The organism is Pseudomonas sp. lyk4-TYG-107 (assembly GCF_030209055.1).
Lineage (GTDB): Bacteria > Pseudomonadota > Gammaproteobacteria > Pseudomonadales > Pseudomonadaceae > Aquipseudomonas > Aquipseudomonas putida_A.
Genome location: NZ_JARVST010000005.1, coordinates 1 through 24,213 on the forward strand (window position 1 = coordinate 1; position 24,213 = coordinate 24,213).

The window sequence follows — 24,213 nt, forward strand, 5'->3', positions numbered from 1 at the left end:
ATGCGGAAAGCGGGCTGCATTACAACCGGCATCGGTATTACGACCCGAGGTTGGGGCGGTATTTGACGCCGGATCCCATCAAGTTGGCGGGTGGGTTGAATCAGTACCGGTACGTGCCGAATCCGACGGGGTGGGTGGATCCGTTGGGGTTGAGCTGCAGTTGTCCGCCGACGAATCCGCGTCGCCCGATGCGATACGAGGCTGGCCGCGTAGTTGTTGAAGAGGGTTCTCCTCCGCTGCCAAAGATGACAGCGCAGGAGCGGCGGGCGAGGCTTGATGAGGTGGCAGAAGAAAATGCTCATCGGCGTTTGGATGAAATGGAGAAAGCCACACAAGATGCACACTTCTTAGAAAAACATGGCAAACAGACCACACTAGCTTCTCAGCAAGAACGCTCATTGACGGGAAGAAATCCAACAACTGGAATTATTGAGGTCTACACCAATGGGCGACGAGCAGGGCAGCCAAAAATACCCAGTGCGGCTACACACTTTTTTAGTTATCGAGATCAACTTAACGCAATACATCGTGCTCAGCTTATTTTTAGACGTAATGGTCAAATCGCGTCTAAAGAACCTATGCATATGGGTAAGGTTGTTGGCGAGGGGTACAAAAGGGGAGGGGTCATTTACGGACAGCAAACACATGCGGTAGTAATTCTCAATAGAGCAGCTAAGCCGATAACCTCTTACACGGAGTTTTTGAATTGAAACGTAAACCTGAATATTTTGTTTTGCGTGGTCTGCTTTTTCTTTTTGATATAGAAAATACTCATGATGATGCTCGTGAAAAAATCATCGTCTCGAAAAATGTCAATGACAAGCAAGAGCTTGCTGAGCTGTTCGATATTCTTATGAAACCTGAGTTTCTTTCTTATAGTCTTGAGGAGCGAGAGTGGTGTATTGACACACTGAAGTACTACTTGGAAGCCGGTGATAGCTTTGATGAGGTATTTACAAGAATAACTACTTATTTTGATGACGACGTAGAGGACCAGCGTCAGTTCATGCAGGTTTTGTTAAGTTGTTTGTTGAAGTATCACGTCGATGATTCAGATATGCGGTAAGGATGAAACAGCTGGGCTAATTCAACTGACGCCTTCGCGAGCAAGCCCGCTCCCACAGGGATCTGTGTCGCCTGGGGAGTCAGCGTTGGCCAATCAGTTGCGGCAGTTGAAGGTCGGCAGCAGCAAGGCTATCAATCACATGCACGCTATACCCCGGAACATTCTTCGCATGATGCTTCGCCTGCGAAGCCATTTCCGCGAGTTGGCTGGCATCCAGTTCTGCGCAGGCCTCGGGTTGCAAGTGGACTACGCCGATCGATAACGAGAGCAACGGGAATTCCTGCCGTACACCCTGGCGGTTCGGCGCGATGAAGCAGCCGGCCTCAAGATGCTCAGGGCGATAGAAGCGGCGGCATTGGCTCTGGAAGTCGTCGAGCAGTTGGTTGAGGCGTTTGCGCCAGTCTTCCGGGCCGAGTACCAGCAGGAAGTCGTCGCCGCCGATGTGGCCGACGAAGTCGCGGGAAGGGTCGACGCGTTCGTTCAGACATTGCGCCAGGCACAGCAGGACTTCGTCGCCACGGCCGTAGCCGTAGATGTCGTTGAAGGGTTTGAAGCTGTCGATGTCGACGTAGCAGATGATCGATTCGCGGCCCTGTTGCAGCAGGCGGGTCAGGCATTGCTGGATCGGCACGTTGCCGGGCAGCAGGGTCAGTGGGTTGGCGTAGCGGGCCTGCTGGATTTTCAGTTCGGTGATCAGTTTGAGCACGTCGATCACCCGACCGAGGCCGAGATAACCGCCGTTGAGGGTGATGATGAAATCTTCTTCGATGCGCTGCCGGGCGCGGCTGGTGATCAGGCGGCTGACCTGTTGCAGCGACTGGCTCATTTCCACGGCGAGGAAGTCGTCGTTCATCAGGCGGCTGATTGGCTTGCGGGCGAACAGGTCGGTGGCAAACGGCTTGAGCAAGGCGTCGGACAACGAATGGCGATGGACGATGCCGCACGGCTGGCCCTGTTCGTCGAGCACCGCCAGTGAGTTCAGATTGGCCTGGCGACGGAAGGCTTCCAGCACCGTGGCGGTCGGTGTGTCACGATGCACCGCCGGTTGCTCGTTGAGCAGGGCGCTGAGGTCGCTGCCCTCGTCGTTCAACGCCACGGCGCTGCTGTCGTGTTTCGGCATCAGGGCCCGGGCATCGCGCGGCGGATGCTCCTGTGGGCGAGCGAGCAGGTAACCCTGCACCAGATCGACGCCCATCTCGGTCAGCACCGCCAGTTCCTCTGGCAACTCGATCCCCTCGGCAATCACCTGTGCCCGTGACGCCTTGGCGATTTGCAGGATCGAGCCGACGAACTCGCGTTTCAATGCGTCCTGATGGATGCCGTCGATGAAGTGGCGGTCGATTTTCACATAGTCCGGACGCAGCTCCGACCATAGACGCAAGCTCGAATAGCCGGCACCCAAGTCATCCAGCGCAATCGAAAAGCCCATCGCCCGATAGTGATGCAGGGCGGTTTGCAGCAACTGGAAATCGTCGATCGGCGTCTGTTCGGTGAGTTCGATCACCACTTGACTCGGTGGGATGCCGAAGTCTTGCAGCAGTTGCAAGGTCCGCCCCGGTTGGTGCGCGGCTTCGAGCAGGGATTCCGGCGAGACGTTGAGGAACAGCTTGCCCGGCAGTTGCTGCTCGTTGAAACGACGGCAGGCAGACTGGCGGCAGGCAATCTCCAGTTCGCTCAAGCGGCCGGCTTGACGCGCCACCGCGAACAGCGCGATAGGCGAATGCAGAGGGCTGTTGGACGGGCCGCGAGTGAGGGCTTCGTAGCCGAGAATACGACGCTCGGAGAGACAGATGATCGGCTGGAACAGGCTGTGCAAACCGCTTTGAGTCAGGATCGAGCTCAAGGCACTCAGCTGTTCGGTCGTGGTCATGGCAATCTCTGGCGATAAAAAAAGGACTGGGAGCGCTCTTGCTTGAAGAGGCGCTCCCAGTCCTTTATTTCACGACAGAATGATGACTGTTTGATGACGCTCCGGGGAGCGTCACCACTAAATTGCCATCATCTTACTTCTTGGCCACCTGATTGCTCAGCTTCAGATAATCCAGCAGCACGCGCCCGGTTTCGCTCAGGTAGGCGTCGTCTTCTGGTTTGACCTTGTCCGGCTCAGCCGCAGCCAGCGCGTCTTCATCTTCTTTCTTCAGCTCTTTGAGCGGTTCTTCGCCTTTGGCTTTGCGACGAATGTTTTCCATGGCCAGTTGCTTGGCATCGATGTCCGCGTGCTGGGCACGGCGGTCGGCTTCGTTGAGGCTGACGGTTTTCTCTTCCATCAACTTCTGCGCCAGGGCCAGTTTGTCACGGATGAACACGAACTCGGCATCTTTGGCGCTGCGTGCGTCATGCTCGGACTTGAGCTGCGCCAGGTACGGCTTGAACGGATCGGAGGCCGGCTTGATCGCTGCCTTGATGGTGTCCCACGGCATGGCTTCCGGCAGGGCGCTTTCGCCGATTTCCTTGGTGTCGATGATCGACGGGTAGTCGATGTCCGGCAGTACGCCCTGATGCTGCGTGCTCTGCCCGGAAACCCGGTAGAACTTGGCCAGGGTCAGTTTCAGTTCGCCATGGTTCAGCGGCTGAATGGTCTGCACGGTGCCTTTGCCGAAGGTCTGGCCACCGATGATCAATGCGCGATGGTAGTCCTGCATGGCGCCGGCGAAAATCTCCGAAGCCGAGGCGGACAGGCGGTTGACCAGCAGAGCCATCGGGCCTTTGTAGAACGCGCCCGGGTTTTCATCTTCCAGTACATCGACGCGGCCATCGGCGTTACGCACGAGTACGGTCGGGCCCTTGTCGATGAACAGGCTGGTCAGCTCGGTGGCTTCCTGCAGAGAACCGCCGCCATTGTTGCGCAGGTCGATGACCACGCCGTCGACTTTCTCTTTCTGCAGTTCGGTCAGCAGTTTCTTGACGTCACGGGTGGTGCTCTTGTAGTCCGGATCACCGGCACGGAACGCCTTGAAGTCGAGGTAGAAGGCCGGGATCTCGATGATGCCGAGCTTGTAGTCCTTGCCGTCCTGTTTCAGGTTCAGCACGGATTTTTTCACCGCCTGGTCTTCAAGCTTCACCGCTTCGCGAGTGATCGGCACGATCTTGCTGGTCTGGTCGTTCGGCGCATTGCTGGCCGGAATCACTTCCAGGCGCACCACGGTGCCTTTCGGGCCGCGGATCAGCTTGACCACTTCGTCCAGGCGCCAGCCCACCACGTCAACCATCTCTTTGTTGCCCTGGGCAACGCCGATGATCTTGTCGGCCGGTGCAACCTGCTTGGTCTTGTCGGCCGGGCCTGCCGGCACCAGGCGCACGACTTTCACCTGATCGTTGTCGCTCTGCAACACGGCGCCGATGCCCTCCAGGGACAGGCTCATGTTGATGTCGAAGTTCTCCGCGTTATCCGGCGACAGATAGTTGGTGTGCGGGTCGTAGGACATGGCGAAGGTGTTGATGTACGCCTGGAAGATATCTTCCGCGCGGGTCTGGTCCAGACGCGCCAACTGGTTCTTGTAGCGCTTGGTCAGGGTTTCCTGGATCTGCTTGGAATCCTTGCCGGCGATCTTCTGCCGCAGCACTTCGTCCTTGACGCGTTTGCGCCACAGGTCGTCGAGTTCAGCGGTGGATTTGAGCCAAGGGGCGTCCTTGCGATCGATCAGCAAGGTTTCCTTGGTAGTGAAGTCCATCTTGTCGACGCCCTTGTTCAGCTCCGCAATGGCGAAGTCCAGGCGCGCCTTGACGCGGTCCAGATAGCGCTTGTAGATGGTGAACCCGGCGTTGAGGTCGCCGCTTTTGAGGAAGTCGTCGAACTGGGTCTTCCACTTGTCGAATTCGGCGATGTCGCTGGCCATGAAGTAGCTGCGCGACGGGTCCAGCAGCTTGATGTAGCTGTCGTAGATGATCACCGAGCGCGCATCGTCGAGCGGCGGCTTGCTGTAGTGGTGACGCTTGAGCAACTCGACGACGTTGAGGCTGGCGATCACTTCGTCGCGATCCGGCTGCAACTTGTCCCAGCTGTTGGCTGCGAATGTAGTGCCCGACACCGGCAACAAGCCGATACCGATGAAAAGAGCGAGGGCGGTGCTGGGGAGCAAATGCTTCATGCTGATTCGACGCGGGGACAATTGATAACGCATATTAGGCCGTCTTTGAAGTCGCCGGTTCTACGAGAGCCGGTCGCATAATGCAAAAAGCCCGGCGCTACAGCTTCGGGCTCAGTCCAGACTCACTATGGAGGCACTGTGAAGGCATTGCAAGGCGTTGAAGGTCAAGTGGCATGGCTTGAAGAGCCGAGTCCGGCATGTGATGTAGGACAAGTGCGCATTCGCGTGGCGGCTGCGGGCCTCAATCGCGCCGATTTATTACAGAAAGCCGGGCTTTATCCACCGCCGCCGGGCGCCAGTCAGGTGCTCGGTCTGGAGTGTTCCGGGGTGATCAGCGAAGTCGGCGCCGGCTCGTCCTGGCAGGTCGGCGACCGGGTCTGCGCCTTGCTGGCCGGGGGCGGAATGGCCGAGGAGGTGGTGGTCGATGGACGGCACGTGCTGCCGTTGCCCGAGGGTGTTTCGTTGATCGAGGCCGCGGCATTACCCGAGGTTTATGCAACGGTCTGGCTCAACGTGTTTCAACTGGCGGCGCTGAAACCCGGCGAGAAGGTTCTCCTGCACGCCGGGGCCAGTGGAATTGGTTCAGCCGCCATTCAGCTATGCAAGGCGTTCGGCAATCCCTGTTGGGTCAGCGTCGGGTCGGCTGAGCGATTGGCCTACTGTGAGGCGCTCGGCGCCCAAGGCGGCGCGGTGCGCAGCGATGATATGGAGAGCCTGCGCGACTTCGGGCCGTTTGACGTGATCCTTGATCCGGTCGGCGGCAACTATGCGGCACTGAACCTCAAGCTGACGGCGCTGGACGGACGCTGGGTACTGATCGGCCTGATGGGCGGACGTGAGGCGAAACTGGACCTGGCACAGGTACTGGCCAAGCGCGTGCAGTTGCTCGGTTCGACGTTGCGCAGTCGCGACGATCAGTTCAAGGCCGACCTGTTCAGCGATTTGAGCCAGCATGTGTGGCCGCTGTTTGCCGAAGGGCGGTTGAGTCCGCAATTGGCGAAAACCTTCCCGGTGAAAGACGCCGAAGCGGCGTTTGCCGAGCTGGCGAGCAACAAAGTTGCCGGCAAACTGGTGCTGGTGGTCGACGAAAGCCTGACCTGAAAACACCGAAAAACCTGTGGGAGCGGGCTTGCTCGCGAAGGCGGTGAATCAGACAAGAATTTATCGACTGACACTCCGCCTTCGCGAGCAAGCCCGCTCCCACATTTGGATCGATGTTTAGCCGGATTTTTCGGCAAGCTCCCTTGCCACAGTCAATAATCCATATCTGGATCTTTGGTTATTTCCAGAGATGGATCGGCCAGCCTGCTTTTTCGGCATGCTCCAGCAGCACCGGATCCGGATTCACCACATGCGGGAAGTCCACCTTCAGCAACAATGGCAAATCGTTGCGTGAGTCGGAGTAGAAACTCGCGCCTTCCAGGTTCTCTTCCTCGGCATCCAGCCATTCCAGCAGGCGGGTGATCTTGCCTTCGCGGTAGGTCAGCGTGCCGACGGTCTGGCCAGTGTAAACGCCGTGCGCAACGTCCAGTTCTATGCCGAGAATTTCGTCGATGCCCAGGCGCTCGGCGATCGGTTTGACCAGGTGCGTGCCGGAAGCCGAGATCACCAGAATCCGGTCGCCGGCCTTGCGGTGGGCGGCGATGGTTTTGGTGGCGTCGCTGAAGATGATCGGTTCGATGAAGTCTTCCACCCATGGGCCGACCAGGTGTTCGACCTCTTCCGGGGTACGGCCGACCATCGGTTCGAGGCTGAACGCCATGAATTCTTCCATGCGCAATTTGCCATGGCTGTAGGCGTCCATCAGCTCGTTGTTCTTGCGCATGAACGACTCGGGATCGACCCAGCCCAGGCGCCCCATCTGCTCGCTCCAGAGGGTGGCGCAGTCGCCGTGGATCAGGGTTTCGTCCAGATCAAAAATTGCCAGGGCCATCAGTGCAGTTCTCTCTTCAACGTCAGCAAAGTCATCAGGCTACCTCACACAGGGCCGTCGGATCGATGGAAAGCGCCAGACGCTGACCGTCGGGATGCAGATCCGCCGCCGAGCGGTTGAGCACGTCCACCACCAGTTCCACACCGCGCGCTTCGACCCGATAGCGGATCACGTTACCGAGCAGGCTGTGGCTGCGGATCTGCGCATCGAGTTCGCCATTGAGGCTCAGTTCGATGGCTTCCGGGCGAATCGCGATGCGGTGGTTGATCGGCCGTTGCAACAACTTCGAGGCGCTGTCGGCGTCAAGCAAGTTGTAGTTGCCGATGAAGCCTGCGGCGAATATGTCCACTGGTGCGGTGTAGAGGGTTTCGGCATCGCCGCTCTGCACGATCTTCCCTTGGTTCATCAGGAAAATCCGGTCGGACATGGTCAATGCTTCTTCCTGATCGTGGGTGACGAAAATCGTGGTCAGGCCGAGTTCGCGCTGGATCTGCCGGATCTGTTCACGCAGGTGTTTGCGGATACGCGCATCCAGCGCCGACAGCGGTTCATCCAGCAGTAACAGGCGTGGACGGGTCACCAGCGAGCGGGCGAGGGCCACGCGTTGACACTGGCCGCCGGAGAGCTGATGCGGATAACGGCTGGCGAAGTCGTTGAGCTCAACCAGTTTCAGCACCTCGGCGACACGCTTGTGGCTGTCGTCCGAGTTGACTTTTTGCATGCGCAGGCCGAAGGCGACGTTCTGTTCGACGGTCATGTTGGGGAACAGCGCGTAGCTCTGGAACACCATCCCGATCCCGCGTTTCTGCGGGCTCAGCGGCACGATGTCGACGCCATCAAGCAGGATCTTGCCGCCATCCACCGGCGTCAGGCCGGCAATGCAGCGCAGCAGCGTGGACTTGCCGCAACCTGAAGGGCCGAGCAGGGTGACGAATTCGCCCTTGTTGATTTCGCAGTTGATGTCGCTGAACACGGTCGTGCCCGCGTAGTTTTTCTGCAGGTGTTGGACGCTGACATAGCTCATTCGCTTTTGTCCTTGTTCAAGATGTTGGCGATCCAGGTCAGGACCAGCACGAAAAAGAAGTACGAGATCACCAGCGCACTGGTGAAGTGGCCGCTGCTGTTGCGCATGTTGTTCAGGTACACCTGCAGGGTTTCGTAGCGCGTGCCGACGAGGATGTTGGCGAACACGAACTCACCGAACAGGAACGAGAACGACAGCAGCAACGCGACCATCAGGCCCTTGCGCAGGTTCGGCAGTACCACCAGAAATGCCGCCTGAAAGGTGCTGGCGCCGAGCAGTTGCGCAGCGTCCATCAGGTCGCGCAGGTTGATCGCCTGCAGGTTGTTGGTGATCGCCCGGTACATGAACGGCAGCGCCACGGTGAAGTAGCAACCGATCAGAATCCACGGTGTGCCGACCATCGCCAGCGGCCCGGAGCCATAGAGTTGCAACAGGCCCACCGACGACACCACCGGCGGCACCGCGAAGGGCAGCAGGATCAGGATGTTCATCAGCGCATCGAGTTTCGGGAAGTGGTAATGCACCACGAACAGCAGCGGCAGGATCAGCACCACCGACAGCACCAGCGCGCCGACGCACACCAGCAGCGACTGGCCGAAGGCATGCAGAAAGCGCGGATCGCTCCATAACTGGAGGTACCACTTGAAGGTGAAACCGCTGGGCAGGATGGTCGCCGACCAACTGCTGGCAATCGAGTAGATCAGCGTGCCCACCAGCGGCAGCAGCAGAATCGCGAACAGCAGATAAACCACGACGCGGTGGTAGACGCCGGCCGGGCCGGATTCAGCGCGAGACATGGTAGCTCCTCTTCAACAGCAGTTGATGCACGACGGTGACGATGGTCATCAACGCCACCAGCACCACAGCCAGGGCACTGGCGAGATTCGGATCTAGGGAAATATCCCCGGAAACCATTGCCGCGATGCGGATCGGCAGCACGTTGAAGTTGCCGGTGGTCAAGGCGTACACCGTGGCGTAGGCGCCGAGGGCGTTGGCCAGCAGGATCACGAAAGTGCCGAGCAGGGCCGGGGTCAGCACCGGCAGACCGATGTGGCGCCAGAACTGCCAGCCGTTGGCGCCGAGCAGCGCGGCGGATTCGCGCCAGTCTTCACGCAAGGCGTCGAAGGCCGGGTAGAGCAGCAGCACGCCGAGGGGAATCTGGAAATAGGTGTAGAGGATGATCAGACCGGTTTTCGAATACAGGTTGAAGTCCTGAATGATCCCGGCCTGCTTGAGCATGATCGTGATGCTGCCGTTGAAGCCGAGCAGGATGATGAATGCGAAGGCCAGCGGTACACCGGCGAAGTTGCTGGTCATGTTGGCGAAGGCATTCACGAAGTTGCGCAGCTTCGAGTCGACCCGGCGCAATGAATACGCCCCGAGCACGGCGATGATGATGCCGAACACACTGGACCAGAAACTGATCTCCAGGCTGTACTGGATCGCCTGCAGATAGAACTTCGAACTGAAGATCTTGCTGAAGTTGGCAAAGCCCCAGCCGAACTCTTCCGACTGCAGGCTGTTGATCATCACCCAGACCAGCGGGGCGATTTCGAACACGATAAAGAACAGCGCGAACGGCACCAGACACAGGGCCGCCAGCCATTTTCCGCGAGTCATGGCGTTCACTTGAGCAACTCCCGGCACACAGGTTTGTCGTGGGGCACGCCGAGCAGTTCGCAGACGGTGCCGCAGAGATCAGTCTGCTTCGGCATGGCGTCAGCATTCAGGCTGAACGCGTCGCCGAGGACGAACAGCGGCACCTGGCGTTCTTCCGGCAGCAGGCCGTTGTGCGAGCGGTCGTTGTTCATGCCGTGATCGGCAGTCACCAGCACCTGATAATCCGCGTCGAGCCAGCATTGCAGGTAGTCGGCGAGGATGATGTCCGCCGAGCGCGCGCTGTTGCGGTATTGCGCGGAATCGAGGCCGTGCTTGTGCCCGGCGTCGTCGATGTTCATCGGGTGGATCAGCAGGAAATTCGGCGCATGGCGCAGGCGCAGGTGTTCCGCGTCGGCGAACAGGTGCGAATCCGGGTAGTGATCGTTCCAGTAGAAATGCCCGTGCTGGATCGGTAACGCTGGATCGTCGGTATGACGGTCGCGGGCCGCTAGGAACGGTGAGCGGTTGTACAGCTCGCTGACCCAGTGATAGGCCGCTGCGGCGGTTTTCAGGCCGGCGTCGCGGGCGTAGTGATAGATGCTGCGCTGGTTGGACAGGCGCGCAACATTGTTGTGGACGATGCCGCTGTCGATCGGCGGCACGCCGGTAAGGATGCATTCGTAAAGCGGTCGGGACAGGGCCGGCAACTCGCACTCCAACTGATAGAGCGCGGCGCGTCCTGCGCCAACGTAAGCCTGCAGATGCCCCATGGCGTGACGCGCGACCTCGTAATTGAGACCGTCGAGCACGACAAGGATGACGTTGTGCTTCATAGGGGCAAAAACTCCGCGAAAACAGGAAATTTCAGATTCAACCTGGATCCCCTGTGGGAGCGGGCTTGCTCGCGAAGGCGGAGTGTCAGTCGATAGATACTTGACTGATCCACCGCCTTCGCGAGCAAGCCCGCTCCCACATTTGGATCTCCAATGGATCCAGCAGTGGGGATTTACAGGATTACTTCATCTCTACGATGACTTCTTCGTTCCACTTCTGTGGCAGGGCCTTGGAGGTTTTTTCCCAGGCGTCGGCGTCCTTGATCGGCGTGACCTTCTTGTACTGCTCGTTTGGCAGCAGCTTGGCCTTCACGTCTTCCGGCAGTTGCAGGTGCTCGGCACGGATCGGACGGGCGTTGCCACGGGCGAGGTTGGTCTGGCCGGCGTCGCTGAAGATGTATTCGCGGGTCAGCTTGGCGGCGTTCGGGTTTTTCGCGTATTTGTTGATGATGGTGGTGTAGCCGGAAATCACCGAACCGTCGGACGGGATCAGCACCACGTAGTCATCCGGGTTGGCCATCTTGGCCTTGTAGCTCAGGCCGTTGAAGTCCCAGACCACGCCGACTTCGATCTCGCCTTTTTCCATGGTGGCGATGGTCGGGTTGGCCATCGACAGGCGACCTTGCTTGGCGATGTCTGCAAACAGCAGCAGGGCCGGCTGGATGTTCTTCTCGTCGCCACCGTTGGCCAGGGCAGCGGCCAGTACGCCGTTGGCGGCTTGCGCAGCGGTGCTCACGTCACCGATGGAAACCTTGTATTTGCCGCCCTTGAGGTCGGCCCATTTGGTTGGCACTTCGGAGCCGTGCAGCAGCTTCTTGTTGACGATGAAGGCGATGGTGCCGGTGTAGGCCAGTGCCCAGTTGCCATCCTTGTCCTTGGCCCAGTCCGGGACTTGATCCCAGGTGCTTGGTTTGTACGGTTGCACCACGCCCTGCTTGACCGCGATCGGGCCGAAGGCCGCGCCGACGTCGCCGATGTCGGCAGTGGCGTTGTCTTTTTCGGCGGCGAACTTGGCGATTTCCTGGGCCGAGCTCATGTCGGTGTCGATGTGTTTCAGGCCATAGGTCTTGGCCAGGTCTTCCCAGGTGCCTTTCCAGTTGGCCCAGTCATCGGGCATGCCGACGCTGTTGACGGCGCCTTCCGCTTTCGCAGCGGCTTCGAGGGTTTTCAGGTCGGTACCCGCCGCCATGGCGGAGGTGCACATTGCAATGGTCGAGCCTAACAGTGTTGCCAGGAAAAGCTGTTTCATTCCGAAGCTCCTTGGTCGTGTTCAACGCTGCGATTGCGGTTTGTGTTGGTCTAGGTCAGCAATACCTGAGCCAATTTAAGGGGGCTGGATGACACTTTGATGTCGGCGGTCGCCCGGCAGGCCTTTTATTGGCCCGGTTTCGGCGCTTGCCCGGTAAGCGTAGACCAAGGTCAAAGCCCCGGCGGACAAGGCACTTGGCCGATGTATTGCAAGTCATGAGGGCGACCGTCGGGCGGGTTTGTCATCTCTCGGTCATCTGCACTGCCTAGGCTTGCAATACAAGGAAACGGCTTGCAGGCCGTACGGTTTTTGCCCCGAAACAGTGCTGGTCTAGTCCAGATAGGTAACGTTGATGCGCGATGAGGCAACAAAAGCGGTGACAGCGATTAGTCAGGTGCTGCAGGAGCAACTTGATCACGGCCTGCTCGCGCCCGGGAGCAAGTTGCCGGCCGAGCGCAAGCTCAGTGAGTTGTTCGGCACCACGCGCATTACTGTGCGTGAGGCCTTGTTGCAGTTGGAGGCGCAGGGGCAGATCTATCGCGAGGAGCGCCGTGGCTGGTTCGTTTCGCCGCCACGTCTGGCGTACAACCTGATGCAGCGCAGTCACTTTCACGCGATGGTCAGTGCGCAGGGGCGGGTGCCGTCGACCGAGGTGATTTCGGCGCGGTTGCAGCCGGCGTCGGTGGCGGTTTGTGCGTTGTTGCAGTTGCCTGCTTTGTCGAGCGTGATTCAGATTTGCCGGTCGCGGCGGATTGACGGGCGGCTGGTGTTGTATGTGGAGCATTATCTGAATCCGCAGTATTTTCCGGGGATTCTGGGATTTGATTTGAATCAGTCGATGACCGAGCTTTATGCGCGGCATTACGATTTGCACTATGGGCGGGTGCGGTTCGAGATTGTGCCGACGTCGTTGTCGGTGGATGCGGCGGCGGCTTTGCGGGTTTCTGTCGGGAGTCCGGGGTTACGGATTGCTCGGGTCAATTATGATCAGCATGAGCGGTTGATTGATTGTGATCTGGAGTTTTGGCGGCATGATGCGATTCACGTTGGTGTAGATGTTGTTTGACCTTGGCGGCCTTTGGGCCGACCAGGTTCTTGGGGTTTTGGGTGTATATCCGTTGCTTCGGGTGTTGCGGCTGGCGGTTTCGCTTTTACAGCGAGTCCCTTTGGCAAACGCCCCAAAGGAACCAAAGGTCTGTGCCCTGACGTTCGGCCCGCTCGCTAAAGCTCGGGGTTCCTTCGCTCCGGGATCGATCCGGGCGCATCGCCTCCGGTTTGCTTCGCTGCACCTCCTCTCGATGTGTTCGACTTCGTCGAACGGTCGCTTCGCTCCCACCCCCGGATCAATCCCTCCGCTCAGCCTGCCGACGGGCCGGTGAGTCAAGATCAAGAGCTTTCGGCGAGCTGACACTCGGCCATTGAGTGGTGAAGAGCCTGCGGTCGGCTTTTGCTTTTCTGTAGGAGTGAGCCTGCTCGCGATGGCGGCCTGAAAGCCGACCAATCACCAACTGCCTGCACTCAATCCAACTGTGGGAGCTGGCCTGCCAGTGGTGGTGACCTCCCAGCCGACCAACTCCAACAGCCCACACCCATCCACTGTGGGAGCGAGCTTGCTCGCGAAGGCGGCCTGACAGCCGACCAATCTCCAACTGCCTGCACCCAATCCCACTGTGGGAGCGAGCCTGCTCGCGAAGGCGGCCTGACAGCCGACCAATCTCTAACTGCCTGCACCCAATCTCTCTGTGGGAGCTGGCCTGCCAGTGATGGTGACCTCCCAGCCGACCAATCTCCAACTGCCTGCACCCAATCCCACTGTGGGAGCGAGCCTGCTCGCGAAGGCGGCCTGACAGCCGACCAATCTCCAACTGCCTGCACTCAATCCAACTGTGGGAGCTGGCTTGCCAGCGATGGCGGCCTGACAGCCGACCAATCTCTAACAGGCTGCACACGGTCAAATGTGGGAGCGAGCCTGCTCGCGAAGGCGCCCCCACTGTAACTTCATCTCTACTTGCTCGCCCCTGCATTGGCATACAAATAATCCGTCGCCAACGACGCCATCGTCCTCACTCCAACCACCAGCGCCGACTCATCCACAAAGAACCCCGGATTGTGATTCGGCGCTGCCTTGCTCATGTCCTGATCCCGTGGCGTCACCCCGAGAAACACAAACAGCCCCGGCACTTCCTTGGCGAAGAACGAGAAGTCTTCCGCGCCGCCCACCAGCGGCGCATTGACCACGTCATCCTTGGCGGCCCACTTCAACGTCGGCAGCATTTTTTCCGTCAGTGCCGGGTTGTTGATTGTGGGGTCGTATTTTTCGATGATGGTGACGTCGGCTTTCGCGCCGCCGCTTTCGGCGATTTTTTCGATGGTCTGGCGTACGTCGGCGTGGAGTTTCTGGCGGATGCCGTAGTCGTAGGAGCGGATGGTGCCGCTCATGTCCACGGACTCGGGAATGATGTTGTAGCGGGTGCCGCCGTTGATGGTGCCGATGCTGACCACCGACGGGTAGGACGAAATGTCGGTGCGGCGGCTGACCACGGTTTGCAGGCCGACGATGGTTTGTGCGCCGACGGTGATCGGGTCGATGCCGTCCCACGGGCGGCCGGCGTGGGTCTGTTTGCCGAGGATTTTGATGCGCAGGTCGTCGGAGCTGGCCAGAGTGGCGCCGGGGCGGTAGGCGATCTGGCCGGCGGGGACGCCGGCCCAGACGTGCAGGCCGAAGACGGCGTCGGGTTTGGGGGATTTCATCACGCCTTCCTGCACCATCATTTTCGCGCCCCAGGTGTTTTTGCCGTCGGGGATGAAGTCGCTCGGGCCTTCTTCGGCGGGCTGGAAGTAGAAGACCACGGTGCCGGGCAGGGTGTCGCGCATGCCCGTAAGAATTTTCGCCGTGCTCAACAGGATCGCGGTGTGGGCGTCGTGGCCGCAGGCGTGCATCACGTCGACTTCTTTGTCCAGATAAGTGCCTTTGGCTTTCGAGGCGAAGGGCAGGTCGGCGACTTCCTTGACCGGCAACGCGTCCATGTCGGCGCGCAGGGCCACGGTCGGGCCGGGCAGTGCGCCCTTGAGGATGGCAACCACGCCGGTGCGGGCGACGTTGGTTTTGACTTCCAGGCCCATGGCCTTCAGTTGTCTGGCGACCAGTTCCGCGGTGCGTGTTTCGGTGTTGCCCAGTTCCGGATGCGCGTGGATGTCGCGGCGGGTTTCCAGCAGTTGCGGTTCAAGTGCCTTGGCTTGCGTGGCGATCTGTTCGCGGGTGCTGTCCAGGGTGGCGGCGCTGGCGGTGCCGGCCAGCAGAGTGAGCAGAACGGACTGGGCGATACGTGTCAGCTGCATCGGGTGTCTCCATGGTTATTGTTTTTCTGGCTTCCCTGCCTGTGACCCGAGTGTCTGCGCGAAGTGCTATTCCTTCGGCTGGCCACCGCCGGCAGTGATGACCTGCACGCTCATGCGTGGCGTCGCCAGATCGAGGCCGGCTTCGTCCAGATGGCGCTTGAGCGACAGGTTGAACGCTCGGGAAACTTCCCATTGTTTGATCGGCGCAGTCTTGAACCGGGCGCGCAGAATCGCGCTGCCGGACTCGAAACTTTCCACGCCCTGAATCTCCAGCGGCGACCAGATGTTCCGCCGTTGCAGGGGATCGGTGCGCATTTTCTGGCCGACTTCGCGCATCAGTTTGATCGCATCGTCGATTTCCATGTTGTACGGCACCGCCACGCGGAAGATCGCGTAGCCGAATTCCCGGGAGTAGTTCTTGATGCTTTTGATTTCGCTGAACGGGATGGTGTGGACGATGCCGTCGATGTCGCGCAGGCGCACGGTGCGGATGGTCAGGCCTTCGACAGTGCCGAGGTGGCCGCCGACGTCGACGTAGTCATCAATGGCCAGCGAGTCTTCGATGATGATGAACAGGCCGGTGATCAGGTCCGCCACCAGCGACTGCGCACCGAAACCGATGGCCAGACCGATCACACCGGCACCGGCCAGCAATGGCGTGACGTTCATGCCCATGTTCGCCAGGGCGACGATCAGCGCGATGATGAAAATCGCCACGAACAGCACGTTGCGGATCAGCGGCATCATCGTCTGCGCGCGGGCATTCGCCAGGCCTTTGCGCGAGCGGGTGAGGGCGTGGTGCACGGCGGTGTCGGCGAGGATCCAGATCAGCCAGGAGAAAATCAGCGTGCCGATCAGGCTGAACAGTTTGACGCTGACGTCATGCCCTTCGCCCTCGGCGAAACCGATCAGCGATTTGCCCCACACGCGCAGGCCGAGCTCGATGAAGATCAGCCACACCAGCAGGTGGGCGAGGGTGTAGAAGAAGCTTTTCAGACGCTCCGAATACAGCGCATGGCGCTTGGGCCCGCGTTGCGGTTTGAGCGAGTGACGGCGCACGAGGCCGTTGATCACCATGCACATCACCAGCAACACCGTGCAGATCAGCGACTGGCGCAGGGCGGTGCTGGTGTCGCCGGCGGAGACGAAGGTGGCGAACAGCGAGATCCCGACCAGCACCAGCGCCGGCACGTACCAGAAGGTGCCGAGGATATCGATGGTGTCGCTGAGGGCGCGGCGGGTCAGGCGGCGGGACAACGGCTGGTTGCGGATCAGGTGCGCGATCGGCCGGCGGAAACGCAGGATGAACAGCCCGGTGAACAGCGCCGCGAGCACGTTGGTGATGGTCGCGGTGGTGTGCGCCAGGTGCACGCCGAGGCCTTCGACCAGGCGCGGGTCACTCAGCGCTTCACCGAATGCGGCGAAGCTGCCGATCAGCCACAACGGACGGAAGGCCTGATGCCGCAGGATGTACAACGCCCGGTGCCGGTGCGGGCCGTCGAGCAGCGAGAAGGCGATCACGCAGATCGCCGAGAAACAGGTGCCGACCACCAGCGCATAAGCCAGCACCATCGCCAGGCTTTTACCCAATGACGACGGCAGCGCGTAGCTCATGTAAACGGTGATGACCAATGCAATCAACCACGGCCCGAGCTTGCGCAGGGCGAAGCGCAGCATGTCGAGGGCCTTGGGGTGTTGCGGCAGTTCTTCGGTCAGGCCGAAGCGCATGCGCACCCGGTGACCGAGCCAGATCAGCGCGGCGGCGAGCAGGCTCCAGACCATCAGGATCACGGCGAAGCCGAAGATGATCGGTAGCCATTCGCTGGCGGGCAACATCAGGTTGTCGAGTTCGTCCCTGGCCAGATCGAACTCGTCGGACCAGCGGGTCAGCGGGCTGTCGTCACCGGAGAACTGTTTCTCGAAACTGGCCAGGGTGCCGCCGATCAGGCCCAGCACGCCTTCTTCCGGTGAAGCCTGGGCTTTCTTGGTGGCGTCGCGCAGCTTTTTCAGATCGCTCAGCAATTGCGCGCGTTGCTTGTCGTTTTCCAGCGACTTGATGACTTCATCCAGCGACTGGCCCAGCGGCTCTTGCGCCTCCGGCTGCGTCTTGGTGGTGTTCAGCAGCCCCGGCAGACCGACCGCCTGGGCAGGGGCCAACGGCAGCAGCGTCATCAGGCAGACAAGGAGCAGGCAGGGCAGAGCAAACAGACGAGCGAACACTAGGCGGTCAACCTCGCAAAGGGGCGAATTGAGCGAGTGTACGAGGCAGCCAGAATCAATGCGAGCCGGGCGCGGATTTATTCGTTGAGTTTGGCGAGGATCTTGTAGACCACGGTCGCCAGGATCATCAGCATGCCGACCCACATGGCAAACACACCGGCGTTCTTGTCGCGGAAGTTGAAGCCGATCGCCAGCAGGATCATCCCGGACAGAATCGGAATGAGCATGGCGTGGAAGGAGGACATCGAAATCATGGTGACTGCCTTGTCGAAGGGAATGATTTAAGTCTAGGTCGCTTTTGGCGCAGCGGTTCTGATGTGTATCAGAATTGAGTCAGTCCAATGATGAAATTGTGTTGTCTGGACTACCGCTTTCGCGAGCAGGCTCGCTCCCACCCTGGAATGCATTCCAAACTGTGGGAGCGAGCCTGCTCGCGAAGCTTTTAAGGCAACTCGCGGCTGGCGTAGAACGCGCTCAGCACTTTGACCAGGTGCGCCAGATCGTGGCTGCCGCACAGTTCGCGGATCGAGTGCATGGCGAAGGTCGGCAGGCCGATGTCGACGGTGCGTACGCCCAAGTGGCTGGCGGTGATCGGGCCGATGGTCGAGCCGCAGCCCATGTCGCTACGCACCACGAAGCTCTGCACCGGTACTTCTTCGGCCATGCACAGGTGGCGGAAGAACCCGGCGGTTTCGCTGTTGGTGGCGTAACGCTGGTTGCTGTTGACCTTGATCACCGGGCCGGCGTTGAGTTTCGGGCCGTGGTTGGCGTCGTGCTTCTCGGCGTAATTGGGGTGCACGCCGTGGGCGTTGTCGGCTGAGACCAGCAGCGATTTCTGGATGGTGCGGACGAACTCGTCACCTTCCGGCAGCAGACGGCGCAGGGTCTGTTCGAGCATCGGGCCATCGGCACCGCACGCCGAGCAGGAGCCGACTTCTTCGTGGTCGTTGCACACCAGCACGCAGGTTTCTTCGGTGTCGGCAGTGAGCAGGGCTTGCAGGCCGGCGTAGCACGACAGCAGGTTGTCCAGGCGCGCACCGGCGATGAAGTCGCCATGCAGGCCGATGACCGCCGCGCTCTGGGTGTCGTAGAAGCTCAGCTCGTAATCCAGCACCACGTCGGCGTTCAGGCCATGTTCGCGGGCCAGTTGATCAGTCAGCACGGCGCGGAAGTCGACGCGTTCGTCGCCGGCGAATTGCGCGAGGATCGGGGGCAGCTCGGTCTGCGCGTTGATCGCCCAGCCTTGATTGGCTTCACGGTTCAGGTGGATGGCCAGGTTGGGAATGATCGCGATCGGTGCCTTGAAGTCGATCAACTGGCTTTCGACCTTGCCGTCGCGACGGAAGGTAACGCGCCCGGCCAGCGACAGGTCGCGGTCAAACCACGGCGCCAGCAGCGCGCCGCCGTAGACTTCAACGCCCAGTTGCCAGAAGCCCTGACGTTGCAGTTCCGGTTGCGGCTTGACCCGCAGACACGGGCTGTCGGTGTGGGCGCCGACCAGACGGATCCCGTCGTGCAGTGGTGAGTTGCGGCCCATTTTGATCGCGACGATCGAGGAGTCGTTACGGGTGACGTAGTAGCGGCCGTTGGCCTCGGTGGTCCACGGCTCGCGCTCGTCGAGGCGCACGTAACCGGCGGCCTCCAGACGCTGAACAAGGCTGGCGGTGGCGTGGAACGGGGTAGGGGAGGCCTTGAGGAAGTCGATCAGGCCTTGGTTCAACTCTTCGCGCATAAGAAGCTCCAGACAGCAATGGGCGCGAGTTTAACGCATCGGCCCGGGAATTGAATCCGGGCAGGATCGGGGTGGGAGCGGGCTTGCTCGCGAAAGCGGTGAGTCAGATGCAGATTCTTGGATGACACACCGCTTTCGCGAGCAAGCCCGCTCCCACAGGGAGTGATGTGGATCAGCGGGCGGCTACGCGTTTTTTCAAGTAGTTCATGATGACTTTTTCATCTTCCGGTTTATCCGGACGCGGCAGCTGTTGCGGCCAGGACTTCTGGCTCAGCAGTTTTTTCTGCTGGCTCTCGTCCCAACGCAGAATTTCCCGCGAGGCGCATTCCCACCATTCGTGTCGGCAAACGCTGTAGTACGGATCTTCCGGCGCGGCGCTGCCGTACAGCAGATCACGACCGACCTTGCGCAGGGCGCCTTTCTGGTGGCGCAGCTTCCATTTGATTTTCAATCGGCGCCAGGCCGAGGGGAACGGTTTGACCCGTGGCACATCGCTGCACAGATCCACCAGGCGCTGGCTGAACTGCTCGCCGTGCTGGGAGAAGAAGTACGTCTGCATCGCGTGGAAGAAACGTTTTTCCGCGAAGTAGTGGTAGACGTGTTTGCGCGCTTCCACCACCTGACGCTCGCGCATGGCATACGACAGGGCGATCTGTTCGATGGTGTGGATTTCGAAGCCGCCGAGTGTCCACTCATCAATCAGGCGGATCGACTCTTCGAACAGCGCTGAGTCGCTGTCGGTCACGCCGCACAAGCCGCTGTTGTAGAGCTTGAAACCGTTATCCGGCGTCACGCCGTGGCTGCGCAGGTCGCGACCGAGTTTTTGATAGTCGGGACGCTGGTGCACATCTTTCCAGTCGTACTCGAAGCGATCCATCACCGAGCGATTCGGCTCGATGAATTTGAACAGTTGGCTCGGGTGGCGGGTGAACAGGGTGTCGGTGTCGACGAACAGGGTTTTTTCCGCCCACTGCATGCCCGCGGCGATGGCGCAGGCCTTGCGGCGGTGGTGATAGCCGTGGGTGCCTTGCCAGCGGGTCAGGGTCGCTTCGTCCAGCAACACCGTGTCGACCGGCCAGCCCGCATAGTCATCGGGGCGATCGGTGAGAATGCGGATCGCCGGACGCTCGCCGTTTTTAGCCTGGGACAGTACGGTCAGGATGCTGAACTTGGCTTCGCGGCGGTACACATCCTGATTGCCGTAAACCAGGTAAAGCAGTTGATGACGAACTTTCGTGAGGGGGGTTACCCGGGAATCAATACAACTCATCCGAAAACAAAATCCTTGTACAAAAAAACGCGCTGCCGCTCAGGCAACGCTTAAAACGGTGCCGGGCATTCGAAGCGCAAACGCTCGCCGGTTTGCGGGTGGGTGAAGCTCAGCATGCTGGCGTGCAGGCACAGACGCGGCCAGGCCGCCAAGGCCTGCTCATGGGCGTACAGCCCGTCGCCCAACAGCGGGTGACCGATGGACAGCATGTGCACACGCAACTGGTGCGAGCGACCGGTGATCGGCGTCAGTTCGACGCGGCACCAGTCGCCGCAACGTTCCAGTACGCGCCAGAAGGTCAGCGCATGCTTGCCGAATTCGTGGTCGACCACGTGCCGCGGTTTGGTCGGTGGATCGTAGCGCAGCGGCAGGTCGATGCTGCCGCTGTCCAGCTCCGGCTGACCCCAGCAGAGCGCAGTGTAGGCTTTCTCTGTTTCACGATCGTGAAACTGCCGCGACAGTTCGCGGTGAGTATCCGCGTCACGGGCCAGCAGAATGATGCCGGAGGTTTCCCAGTCCAGGCGATGGACGATGCGCGCTTCCGGGTAGCCGTTTTCCTGCAGGCGGGTGATCAGGCAGTCCTTGTTGTCGTCGGCGCGACCGGGCACCGAGAGCAGCAACGTCGGTTTGTCGACCACCAGTACGGCGGCGTCCTGATGAATGATGCGGATGTTGGACAACGGCATTAAAACAGCCTCGTAACAAATGCCAACGGCGGCTCAGGGCCATTCCGCGATGGGAATGGCCCTGAGCCGCCGTCGTTCCTGCCGGATCGACTCAGCGATCGGGCAGGGTGATGTTGAGTTCCAGAATCGAGCAACTGCCCTGGCTTTCCAGTGCAACATGTACGTCGTCGTTGCCGATGTTGACGTACTTGCGGATCACGTCGACCAGTTCCTTCTGCAAGGCTGGCAGGTAATCCGGCGTGCTGCGCTGGCCGCGCTCATGCGCCACGATGATCTGTAGACGCTCTTTCGCTACCGAGGCGGTACTTGGCTTTTTGTTGGCACGAAAGAAGTCAAAAAGGTTCATTACCTACCTCCAAACAGGCGCTCGAAGAATCCCTTCTTCGTAACATCGAGGAAACGATGTTCTTTTTCTTTGCCCAGCAGACGATCAACGGCATCGCTGTAGGCCTGACCGGCATCGCTCTGGTCGTCGAGAATCACCGGGACGCCCGAGTTGGAAGCCTTCAGGACCGCCTGCGACTCAGGGATGACGCCCAGCAGGGTCACGGCCAGAATTTCCTTCACGTCTTCGACGCCCAGCATTTCGCCATCGCTGACGCGCTGCGGGTTGTAACGGGTCAGCAGGAGGTGTTCCTTGATCGGCTCTTCGCCGAGTTCGGCACGACGCGATTTGCTGGCCAGCAGGCCGAGCATGCGGTCGGAGTCACGTACCGAGGACACTTCCGGGTTGGTCACGATGATCGCTTCGTCGGCGAAATACATGGCCAGGTGTGCGCCTTTCTCGATGCCTGCCGGGGAGTCGCAGACCACGAAGTCGAAGTCTTCCTTCAACTGCATCAGGACCTTTTCCACGCCTTCCTGGGTCAGCGCGTCTTTGTCGCGGGTCTGGCTGGCGGCCAGCACGTAGAGGTTTTCCAGGCGCTTGTCTTTGATCAGGGCCTGCTGCAGGTTGGCTTCGCCGTTGACCACGTTGACGAAGTCGTACACCACGCGACGCTCGCAACCCATGATCAGGTCGAGGTTACGCAGGCCCACGTCGAAGTCGACGATCACTGTTTTGTGGCCGCGCAGAGCGAGGCCGGTACCGATAGCGGCGCTGGTGGTGGTCTTACCCACACCACCCTTGCCGGATGTAACCACGAGAATCTTGGCCAAGGTGTTTCACCCCTAAGGAAGAAGGACTTTTTAGCCCCTGAAAAACATCTCTTGAAAACTACTGCAGTCGGACAGCCTTGGCTGGAATTCGGCGCAAGTCGCACTTGCCGGGGGCAAACGCTGCTTGTTCCTTTTTCCTACTTCGTTTGAGCCGTTTTCGCTACGTTTTAGAGATGCTTGGAAAATGCGGCAGTATCCGTTAAAGCCGAATGATGTTCAACACGTCGGCCGACAGGCTGACCTGGACGCCGGAGCCCCACAGTGGATCGCGGCGCAAATCTTCGGAAACCTTGTAATGCCCGGCGATGGAGATCAGTTCAGCGCTCAATTGCTGACAGAAAATCCGGGCCTTGGTGTCGCCTTTGACGCCGGCCAGTGCGCGACCGCGCATCGGGCCGTATACATGGATGTTGCCATCGGCCAGAAGTTCCGCCCCCGGACTGACCGAGGACACCACCACCAGATCGCCACCCTGGGCATATATCTGTTGGCCACCACGTACTGGCGTGGTGATGACGCGGGTCGGTTTGACCGTTGGCTCCGGCGGCTTTTCCGGCTTCTTTTTGACTTCCGGTTCCGGCGCTTCCAGCGGTCGCTCGCGGGCGCCGGACGGCGGCAGCACCGGGATGTCGATGGCGATGGCGGCAGCGATGTCTTCGATACGGCTGGCGCGGATCGCCAGGGTGCGCAGGCCATGTTGACGGCATACGCGCATCAGGCCGGGCAGATCGACCGCGCCTTCGCCGGGCGGCAGTTTGTCCAGCGCCAGGACCAGCGGTGCATTGCTGAAGAAATTCGGCGCCTGGGCGACTTTGGCGGCCAGTTGCCGATCAAGGCTGTCGAGGTCGTTGCGGGACAGTTCCAGCACCGTGATGGCCAGCATGCTGCCCTTCAACTGGAACACGGGATCTCGGTCTGGCGATTCGTTTTGGCTCATATCGGCATACAACGGCTTGTCACTAAAAGTGCCGAGACTTATAACGAGAACGCCCGCGAGCCGCAAGCCGGGTCGAACGATGTAGAATGCGCGGCCACTGAATTTACGGAAGCTTTAATGGATCGCCCGCGTTTTCGAAGAGCCTTTCTTTCTCCCCGCTTCTGGCCGCTCTGGTGCGGTCTGGGGCTGTTGTGGCTGGTCGTGCAGTTGCCATATGCGGTTTTACTGACGATCGGTCGTGTTTTGGGCGCATTGATGTATCGCGTGGCCGGCGACCGGCGGCGTATCGCCAAGCGCAATCTCGAGCTGTGCTTCCCGGAAAAATCCGCCGCCGAGCGTAAACGCTTGCTCAAGGAAAACTTCGCCTCCACCGGCATCGCTTTTTTTGAAATGGCGATGAGTTGGTGGTGGTCCCGTGAGCGTCTGGCCAAACTGGCCCACGTCGAAGGCCTGGAGCATCTGCAAAACGCCCAGCGCGAAGGCAAGGGCGTGATCCTCATGGCCGCGCACTTCACCACCCTGGAAATCGGCGCCGCGTTGCTCGGCCAGCAGCACACCATCGATGGCATGTACCGCGAGCACAAAAACCCGTTGTTCGACTTCGTCCAGCGTCGGGGCCGTGAGCGGCACAATCTCGATTCGCTGGCGGTGGAGCGTGACGACGTGCGTGGCATGCTCAAGTTGCTGCGTTCGGGCCGGGCGATCTGGTACGCACCGGATCAGGATTACGGCGCCAAGCAAAGCATCTTCGTGCCGCTGTTCGGCATTCAGGCGGCGACGGTGACTGCGACCACCAAGTTTGCCCGTCTGGGCAAGGCGCTGGTGGTGCCGTTCACTCAGGAGCGTCTGGCCGACGGCAGCGGTTACCGGTTGGTGATCCATCCTCCGCTGGAAGACTTCCCGGGCGAGACCGAAGAAGCCGACTGCATCCGCATCAACCAGTGGGTGGAAAGTGCGCTGCGCGCCTGTCCTGAGCAATACTTGTGGGCGCACCGCCGCTTCAAGAGCCGTCCACCGGGCGAGCCGAAGCTTTACCCGAAACGGCGCGGCTGATTCACTCACCCTTTCAAGCACCATGG

The 24,213-nt window shown here is 60.1% G+C and carries 22 protein-coding genes; 5 read left to right on the forward strand and 17 right to left on the reverse strand.

Translation table 11 applies throughout. From position 1 onward, the window contains the following. Positions 1 to 710: RHS repeat-associated core domain-containing protein (locus tag QRN61_RS05365; protein WP_285373384.1), on the forward strand; the 710-nt coding region annotated here is incomplete at its 5' end. Continuing rightward, positions 707 to 1,066 (forward strand): hypothetical protein, encoded by a 360-nt coding sequence (locus tag QRN61_RS05370; RefSeq protein ID WP_204896427.1) that lies wholly within the window; start codon positions 707 to 709, stop codon positions 1,064 to 1,066. The genes QRN61_RS05365 and QRN61_RS05370, both read left to right, overlap by 4 nt. Before the next feature lie 79 nt (positions 1,067 to 1,145). Here QRN61_RS05370 and QRN61_RS05375 read toward each other — a convergent pair whose 3' ends face one another. After that, a complete protein-coding gene (locus QRN61_RS05375) occupies positions 1,146 to 2,936 on the reverse strand; it encodes a bifunctional diguanylate cyclase/phosphodiesterase (RefSeq protein ID WP_285373385.1) in 1,791 nt (596 codons plus the stop codon). Between the two features lie 133 nt (positions 2,937 to 3,069). Then, on the reverse strand, positions 3,070 to 5,154 hold the full coding sequence (locus QRN61_RS05380) for a carboxy terminal-processing peptidase (protein WP_167734107.1): 2,085 nt from the start codon (positions 5,152 to 5,154) through the stop codon (positions 3,070 to 3,072). 138 nt (positions 5,155 to 5,292) lie between these two features. On the opposite strand from QRN61_RS05380, the gene QRN61_RS05385 reads away from it, so the two are divergent. Then, a complete protein-coding gene (locus QRN61_RS05385) occupies positions 5,293 to 6,255 on the forward strand; it encodes a zinc-binding dehydrogenase (RefSeq protein WP_285373386.1) in 963 nt (320 codons plus the stop codon). 178 nt (positions 6,256 to 6,433) lie between these two features. Here QRN61_RS05385 and QRN61_RS05390 read toward each other — a convergent pair whose 3' ends face one another. From QRN61_RS05390 to QRN61_RS05415, 6 genes are all read right to left on the reverse strand, one after another. Further along, the gene (locus QRN61_RS05390; protein WP_027613360.1) at positions 6,434 to 7,087 is read right to left on the reverse strand and encodes an HAD family hydrolase; all 654 of its coding nucleotides are present in this window, start codon (positions 7,085 to 7,087) and stop codon (positions 6,434 to 6,436) included. A 34-nt stretch (positions 7,088 to 7,121) separates the two neighbouring features. Then, positions 7,122 to 8,111 carry an ABC transporter ATP-binding protein gene (locus QRN61_RS05395; RefSeq protein ID WP_027613359.1) on the reverse strand — a complete coding sequence of 330 codons (990 nt, stop codon included), beginning with the start codon at positions 8,109 to 8,111 and terminating at the stop codon, positions 7,122 to 7,124. Then, the gene (locus tag QRN61_RS05400) at positions 8,108 to 8,908 is read right to left on the reverse strand and encodes an ABC transporter permease (protein WP_007965346.1); all 801 of its coding nucleotides are present in this window, start codon (positions 8,906 to 8,908) and stop codon (positions 8,108 to 8,110) included. Before QRN61_RS05400 ends, QRN61_RS05395 begins: the two co-directional genes overlap by 4 nt. Further along, the gene (locus QRN61_RS05405; RefSeq protein ID WP_163005303.1) at positions 8,895 to 9,731 is read right to left on the reverse strand and encodes an ABC transporter permease; all 837 of its coding nucleotides are present in this window, start codon (positions 9,729 to 9,731) and stop codon (positions 8,895 to 8,897) included. Before QRN61_RS05405 ends, QRN61_RS05400 begins: the two co-directional genes overlap by 14 nt. 5 nt (positions 9,732 to 9,736) lie before the next feature. Then, positions 9,737 to 10,543 carry an alkaline phosphatase family protein gene (locus QRN61_RS05410; RefSeq protein WP_115990363.1) on the reverse strand — a complete coding sequence of 269 codons (807 nt, stop codon included), beginning with the start codon at positions 10,541 to 10,543 and terminating at the stop codon, positions 9,737 to 9,739. Between the two features lie 181 nt (positions 10,544 to 10,724). After that, positions 10,725 to 11,792, reverse strand: coding sequence for an ABC transporter substrate-binding protein (locus QRN61_RS05415; protein WP_027613356.1), 1,068 nt, complete (start codon positions 11,790 to 11,792; stop codon positions 10,725 to 10,727). Between the two features lie 352 nt (positions 11,793 to 12,144). On the opposite strand from QRN61_RS05415, the gene QRN61_RS05420 reads away from it, so the two are divergent. Beyond that, positions 12,145 to 12,858 (forward strand): UTRA domain-containing protein, encoded by a 714-nt coding sequence (locus tag QRN61_RS05420; protein ID WP_285373387.1) that lies wholly within the window; start codon positions 12,145 to 12,147, stop codon positions 12,856 to 12,858. Between the two features lie 938 nt (positions 12,859 to 13,796). Here the strand turns inward: QRN61_RS05420 and QRN61_RS05425 are convergent. From QRN61_RS05425 to minC, 9 genes are all read right to left on the reverse strand, one after another. After that, the gene (locus QRN61_RS05425) at positions 13,797 to 15,131 is read right to left on the reverse strand and encodes an amidohydrolase (RefSeq protein WP_285373388.1); all 1,335 of its coding nucleotides are present in this window, start codon (positions 15,129 to 15,131) and stop codon (positions 13,797 to 13,799) included. Between the two features lie 66 nt (positions 15,132 to 15,197). Beyond that, positions 15,198 to 17,351, reverse strand: coding sequence for a mechanosensitive ion channel family protein (locus QRN61_RS05430; protein WP_285373389.1), 2,154 nt, complete (start codon positions 17,349 to 17,351; stop codon positions 15,198 to 15,200). Positions 17,352 to 17,428: 77 nt separating this feature from the next. Beyond that, positions 17,429 to 17,605 carry a hypothetical protein gene (locus tag QRN61_RS05435; protein ID WP_007965354.1) on the reverse strand — a complete coding sequence of 59 codons (177 nt, stop codon included), beginning with the start codon at positions 17,603 to 17,605 and terminating at the stop codon, positions 17,429 to 17,431. Between the two features lie 188 nt (positions 17,606 to 17,793). Further along, positions 17,794 to 19,083 (reverse strand): M18 family aminopeptidase, encoded by a 1,290-nt coding sequence (locus tag QRN61_RS05440; protein WP_047598982.1) that lies wholly within the window; start codon positions 19,081 to 19,083, stop codon positions 17,794 to 17,796. A 172-nt stretch (positions 19,084 to 19,255) separates the two neighbouring features. After that, positions 19,256 to 20,353, reverse strand: coding sequence for a hypothetical protein (locus QRN61_RS05445; RefSeq protein ID WP_285373390.1), 1,098 nt, complete (start codon positions 20,351 to 20,353; stop codon positions 19,256 to 19,258). A gap of 50 nt (positions 20,354 to 20,403) precedes the next feature. Beyond that, a complete protein-coding gene (locus QRN61_RS05450) occupies positions 20,404 to 21,039 on the reverse strand; it encodes an RluA family pseudouridine synthase (RefSeq protein WP_027613350.1) in 636 nt (211 codons plus the stop codon). A gap of 91 nt (positions 21,040 to 21,130) precedes the next feature. Further along, positions 21,131 to 21,385 carry a cell division topological specificity factor MinE gene (gene minE, locus QRN61_RS05455; RefSeq protein ID WP_003223146.1) on the reverse strand — a complete coding sequence of 85 codons (255 nt, stop codon included), beginning with the start codon at positions 21,383 to 21,385 and terminating at the stop codon, positions 21,131 to 21,133. After that, positions 21,385 to 22,197, reverse strand: a complete 813-nt coding sequence (gene minD / locus QRN61_RS05460; protein ID WP_007960626.1) for a septum site-determining protein MinD — start codon at positions 22,195 to 22,197, stop codon at positions 21,385 to 21,387. The genes minE and minD overlap by 1 nt, the downstream gene beginning before the upstream one ends. 199 nt (positions 22,198 to 22,396) lie before the next feature. Beyond that, complete coding sequence (gene minC / locus QRN61_RS05465; protein WP_027613349.1) at positions 22,397 to 23,134, reverse strand: septum site-determining protein MinC; 738 nt, start codon at positions 23,132 to 23,134, stop codon at positions 22,397 to 22,399. A gap of 117 nt (positions 23,135 to 23,251) precedes the next feature. Between minC and QRN61_RS05470 the strand changes: the two genes are divergently transcribed. Then, positions 23,252 to 24,187 carry a lipid A biosynthesis lauroyl acyltransferase gene (locus QRN61_RS05470; protein ID WP_210559049.1) on the forward strand — a complete coding sequence of 312 codons (936 nt, stop codon included), beginning with the start codon at positions 23,252 to 23,254 and terminating at the stop codon, positions 24,185 to 24,187. The last annotated feature ends 26 nt before the right edge of the window (positions 24,188 to 24,213 follow it).

What these genes read in the sequence shown, in the direction of transcription:
- QRN61_RS05375 (WP_285373385.1), bottom strand. Translation starts at nt 2,936, where the DNA reads ATGACCACGACCGAACAGCTGAGTGCCTTGAGCTCGATCCTGACTCAA.
- QRN61_RS05380 (WP_167734107.1), bottom strand. Translation starts at nt 5,154, where the DNA reads ATGAAGCATTTGCTCCCCAGCACCGCCCTCGCTCTTTTCATCGGTATC.
- QRN61_RS05390 (WP_027613360.1), bottom strand. Translation starts at nt 7,087, where the DNA reads ATGGCCCTGGCAATTTTTGATCTGGACGAAACCCTGATCCACGGCGAC.
- QRN61_RS05395 (WP_027613359.1), bottom strand. Translation starts at nt 8,111, where the DNA reads ATGAGCTATGTCAGCGTCCAACACCTGCAGAAAAACTACGCGGGCACG.
- QRN61_RS05400 (WP_007965346.1), bottom strand. Translation starts at nt 8,908, where the DNA reads ATGTCTCGCGCTGAATCCGGCCCGGCCGGCGTCTACCACCGCGTCGTG.
- QRN61_RS05405 (WP_163005303.1), bottom strand. Translation starts at nt 9,731, where the DNA reads ATGACTCGCGGAAAATGGCTGGCGGCCCTGTGTCTGGTGCCGTTCGCG.
- QRN61_RS05410 (WP_115990363.1), bottom strand. Translation starts at nt 10,543, where the DNA reads ATGAAGCACAACGTCATCCTTGTCGTGCTCGACGGTCTCAATTACGAG.
- QRN61_RS05415 (WP_027613356.1), bottom strand. Translation starts at nt 11,792, where the DNA reads ATGAAACAGCTTTTCCTGGCAACACTGTTAGGCTCGACCATTGCAATG.
- QRN61_RS05420 (WP_285373387.1), top strand. Translation starts at nt 12,145, where the DNA reads ATGCGCGATGAGGCAACAAAAGCGGTGACAGCGATTAGTCAGGTGCTG.
- QRN61_RS05425 (WP_285373388.1), bottom strand. Translation starts at nt 15,131, where the DNA reads ATGCAGCTGACACGTATCGCCCAGTCCGTTCTGCTCACTCTGCTGGCC.
- QRN61_RS05435 (WP_007965354.1), bottom strand. Translation starts at nt 17,605, where the DNA reads ATGATTTCGATGTCCTCCTTCCACGCCATGCTCATTCCGATTCTGTCC.
- QRN61_RS05440 (WP_047598982.1), bottom strand. Translation starts at nt 19,083, where the DNA reads ATGCGCGAAGAGTTGAACCAAGGCCTGATCGACTTCCTCAAGGCCTCC.
- QRN61_RS05445 (WP_285373390.1), bottom strand. Translation starts at nt 20,353, where the DNA reads ATGAGTTGTATTGATTCCCGGGTAACCCCCCTCACGAAAGTTCGTCAT.
- QRN61_RS05450 (WP_027613350.1), bottom strand. Translation starts at nt 21,039, where the DNA reads ATGCCGTTGTCCAACATCCGCATCATTCATCAGGACGCCGCCGTACTG.
- minE (WP_003223146.1), bottom strand. Translation starts at nt 21,385, where the DNA reads ATGAACCTTTTTGACTTCTTTCGTGCCAACAAAAAGCCAAGTACCGCC.
- minC (WP_027613349.1), bottom strand. Translation starts at nt 23,134, where the DNA reads ATGAGCCAAAACGAATCGCCAGACCGAGATCCCGTGTTCCAGTTGAAG.
- QRN61_RS05470 (WP_210559049.1), top strand. Translation starts at nt 23,252, where the DNA reads ATGGATCGCCCGCGTTTTCGAAGAGCCTTTCTTTCTCCCCGCTTCTGG.